We start from the raw sequence: 3,817 nt of genomic DNA, 5'->3' as shown, positions 1-3,817 counted from the left end.
ATATTGAAAATATAAACCCCGCCTTCCTCCCACAGCTAAAGCAGTGGGCTTCCGGCGGATGTTCTCGTGAAAGTGGGAGCAGTTTAAAAAAGGGGAAAAATAACATGGAGGCAACGTACCAAAAGCGAAGTCGCGTAATTTTCCATGTCGACTGTAATTCGTTTTTCGCCAGCTGCGAAATCGCTCGAGACCCCTCATTAAAAGGAAAAGCGGTTGTTGTAGCGGGAGATCCGAAAGAACGAAAAGGAGTTGTGTTAGCGGCGAACTATATCGCGAAACAGCGTTTTGGTATTTATACGACAATGCCATTATGGGAAGCGAAGAAAAGGTGCCCGCAACTTGTTGTTCTAAAACCCGATTTTCATTTATACCGCGAGATAAGTGAGAAAGTATTTCAATTTTTAGCAACGTTTACACCCGTTTTAGAGCGCGCTTCGATAGACGAAGGATACTTGGATATCACCGATTGTTATTCGCTTGGTTCACCATTGGATATCGCGGAGCAAATTCAAAAAGAGTTGTTACAGACGCTACATATTCCTGTAAGCATTGGCATTGCACCGAATAAGTTTTTAGCCAAAATGGCAAGCAACATGAAAAAACCATTAGGCATCACGGTGCTGCGCAAACGCGATGTGCCGAAAGTACTTTGGCCTCTCCCTGTTCAGGAGATGCACGGCATCGGTGACAAAACGGCAAAAAAATTAAATAGTATCGGCATTTTTACGATTGGCGAATTGGCGAAGGCGGAAAAAGTTACATTGCAAAATTTACTTGGCATCACCGGGGTTCGATTAAAAGAGTGGGCTAATGGGATTGATCCCCGTCCTGTTGATCCAGAATCGGGAGAAAAGTGGAAATCCATCGGAAGCTCCACAACGCTTCCCCGCAATGTGACAGAAGAACGGATTCTTCTTGAAGTGCTGCGCGATTTGGCGCAATCCGTCAGCAATCGCATGAAACAAAAAGGCGTCGTCTCTTCCACGGTTCAAATTATGATCCGCTACAGCAATTTTCAAACGATCACCCGCAGTAAAACATGGGAAAATCCGTTCCAGGAGGCGGAAGAAATTTTTCAGCGCGCCGTCTACTTATTAAAACGCCATTGGAATGGCAATCCGGTAAGACTGTTAGGAATTACCGCCGTAGACGTATTTGATAAAAAAGAGGCGGTGAAACAATTAGACTTGTTTCACTTTGAAGAAGAGGCCAAAAAAGAATCGTTATGGAATACGATTGAGCGGCTGCAACAAAAATTCGGTAATAGTATTATTCAAAGAGGATCTGAACTTTTCAGAGACAAAAGCGGTGATAATGGAAAATCGTTATAACGATAGAAGTGATAGCGTTAGTCATCCTTGTTCTTGCCTTGTTTCAAAGACGAAAAGTTTATGTATCGCTAATTATAGAGAACTCGTTTCAGAAAGATATGTTGATGTTTTTTCAACAACAATGGTAATATTGATACATATACATCAACAAAAAGAGGGATGTTATGAAACCAACACCAGCTATCTGTTTTGCTGCGGATGTCAAAAAGTCCAGACAGATGGAAAAGGGACGTTTACTAAGTATCTTGAACGAATATCAACTATTCATTTCATCTCTCTATTTTTCTATTGCTTGGACAAGTCATTTTGCTTATTTCTATTTGTCATTATCTCATGGACTACGGCAAAATCAAATGGAACGATAGGTTGAAAGGAACAGGAAGCCAAGCATTTTTATTTCTTATTGACCAAATACTTCATTTTTTAACCATTTGGATCGTTTTTCATGATATGGCCATTCCAGCACGGTTATTAGAAAACGGCATACCATCTTTTTTGGAAGGATGGGACACGGATGAAAATTGCTAGGAATAATTGCTTCAAAGATTTGGTGAATCCACTCTTGCGGCTATGAAACGATCATTTATCACATCTTTAATAAACGCATCCCATCATTCCTGATTATTGAGAAAATGAAGGGGATGTTGTAAGGAAAGAACCGTACCGACTGTGATAGCAGTGGTAGAGAAACTAGCGGCCTAAATTCGTCTAATGTAAGAAAAAGCGGCAGGTAACCCCTTGCCGCTTTATATTTATACTAATTTATCCAGATGGGCCCGCCGGTTTACCGCGTACATAATTGGTGCGCCAACCGCCATGACGACAAATTCGCCTGCGGCGGTCGTCAGCCACGTGAAAAGGAATGGCAGGTCAAACGCCAGCTTTAACTCCCACGCAATCAAAAACATCGTAAACGTAAATACCAGCGTATTGACGGCCATCCGCGCCCATACATTTTTCACATACCGCATCGAAAAAATCGTGATCAGAAGGGCGATAACCGACTGCCCGACCCCGAAAATGAGATCGTACGCCACCATCGGCGAGAAAAACAGATTGGCAAAAAAGACGCCTAACACAATGCCAAAGAAATACTTTTTATTAAACACGACAAGATGATTCAGCATTTCCGACATGCGAAACTGCACATTAGTAAATCCAAACGGCTGAATCAGCATCGTTACCGCGATGTACACAGCTGCTAAAATGCCGTTGACGACGATCGTTCTAATGTTCATATGCTTCTCCCCTTACATCGTTAAGGTATATACAAAAAAGCACCATCGGTATACATGGTGTGGCAAGAAAAGCAACATTTATTATTTTAGCAAGAAAAGAAGGAAATGCAATGATTGTTTTCTTTTTCGTGATAAATGAGGATAATACCATTCTAATCATGTTATTATAAAAGAAAAGTGTGACAAAATGCATAGGGAGACGACTTGTTGTTTGTTATTTCCTATTTATCCTGAAATCGTTGGAGGTTCGTATGCCGTATTATGTTTGGATAATCATTAATGTGTTATTCATCATTGGTTCTGTACTGTATATATGGGGCGCTCATTCGTATGATTCCACTGTCATTTTATTAGGAAAACTGCTCGCCCAGCTAGCTATATTATTGTTTCTCATTAACGTTAACATGTACTTTATATAAAAGAAATTTTCCGCCGTGTAGCAGCAGATGGACAAAATCATGCAGTCTGGTTCCTATACTATTTTATAAAGAATAAAAGAGCTGAACTGTAACGAATTCAGCTCTTTTATTATATGAAAAAAGATGTATTTAACCATCTTTTTAGCCCTGACGTTATTTTAAAAAATGGGCAGACCGAATGAAAGACTTGTTAGTAACCAACAGTACCTTCAGGGAAAGCAGGAGTTATTCCTGTAGCCGCAACTTGCATTTGTTGGACTTGTAATACTTTTACAGTAAGATCCATGACGATTTTTTCGCGCAATGAGCTAAACTCTCCCTCAGGGCTTACATGAGTTGGCGAAAAATCAAGTTCGTAGAAATTCGCGCCTATTAACTCGCCGTATGGTTGTTCATTATATTTGACGAGATTTTGGAAGAAATATTTATCTAAGCGAGGAGTTAAGTCGTTTTTCTCGTTAAGGAATAAAGCTTTGCTGTTTTCTGAAATACCGATAATTGGGAAAGTGAGGAAATCGCCTTCTAGAAGTTCTGCAAAACCAGAAAATGGAAGATCGGCAATTCTATCCTGAAGTGCTCCATTACATGCATTGGAAGCATATTCAATATCTTTGCGAATGAAACCTGACACAAATAATTTGGCTCTTGTAACTCTAAAGAAGTCCGTGTCGTCAATACGCGCAAATCTAACAGGCACCAATTTCACTTGTTCTAAAAATACATTCTTTGTCACTCTCTTAATTTCAGTTGCAGCCGGAGATGATGTATAAAATTTTGTGTAAAGCATTTTGCTAGACCAAAAGAAAAAAGGTAGGGTATTCTCTGATTG

The 3,817-nt window shown here is 40.1% G+C and carries 5 protein-coding genes and 1 pseudogene; 4 read left to right on the top strand and 2 right to left on the bottom strand.

The window, feature by feature from the left end; all coding sequences use genetic code 11:
• Window positions 1-104: 104 nt before the first annotated feature.
• Both DCC82_RS10145 and DCC82_RS18720 read left to right on the top strand, forming a co-directional pair.
• Window positions 105-1,331 (top strand): DNA polymerase IV, encoded by a 1,227-nt coding sequence (locus DCC82_RS10145; RefSeq protein WP_081189897.1) that lies wholly within the window; start codon window positions 105-107, stop codon window positions 1,329-1,331.
• A 288-nt stretch (window positions 1,332-1,619) separates the two neighbouring features.
• Entirely contained in the window at window positions 1,620-1,859 is a 240-nt protein-coding gene (locus tag DCC82_RS18720) for a DUF3307 domain-containing protein (protein ID WP_353620325.1), read from the top strand.
• 224 nt (window positions 1,860-2,083) lie between these two features.
• On the opposite strand, the gene DCC82_RS10135 is transcribed toward DCC82_RS18720, so the two are convergent.
• Window positions 2,084-2,569, bottom strand: a complete 486-nt coding sequence (locus DCC82_RS10135; RefSeq protein ID WP_097354544.1) for a QueT transporter family protein — start codon at window positions 2,567-2,569, stop codon at window positions 2,084-2,086.
• A 251-nt stretch (window positions 2,570-2,820) separates the two neighbouring features.
• Here DCC82_RS10135 and DCC82_RS17455 point away from each other — a divergent pair, with 251 nt between their 5' ends.
• Together DCC82_RS17455 and DCC82_RS10130 are read left to right on the top strand one after the other, a co-directional pair.
• Complete coding sequence (locus tag DCC82_RS17455; RefSeq protein WP_158268583.1) at window positions 2,821-2,988, top strand: hypothetical protein; 168 nt, start codon at window positions 2,821-2,823, stop codon at window positions 2,986-2,988.
• Window positions 2,982-3,080, top strand: a pseudogene (locus DCC82_RS10130) (ferritin-like domain-containing protein); the annotation flags it as partial. The gene DCC82_RS17455 and the pseudogene DCC82_RS10130, both read left to right, overlap by 7 nt.
• Before the next feature lie 98 nt (window positions 3,081-3,178).
• On the opposite strand, the gene DCC82_RS10125 reads toward DCC82_RS10130, so the two are convergent.
• Window positions 3,179-3,817, bottom strand: a 639-nt coding sequence (locus DCC82_RS10125; RefSeq protein WP_233252975.1) for a CsxC family protein, incomplete at its 5' end; no start/stop codon positions are given.

It is taken from the genome of Geobacillus sp. LYN3, from assembly GCF_003064505.1.
Taxonomy (GTDB): Bacteria; Bacillota; Bacilli; order Bacillales; family Anoxybacillaceae; genus Parageobacillus_B; species Parageobacillus_B toebii.
Note: the sequence above shows the minus strand (reverse complement) of the source record. Positions and strands in the feature narration are given on the sequence as shown.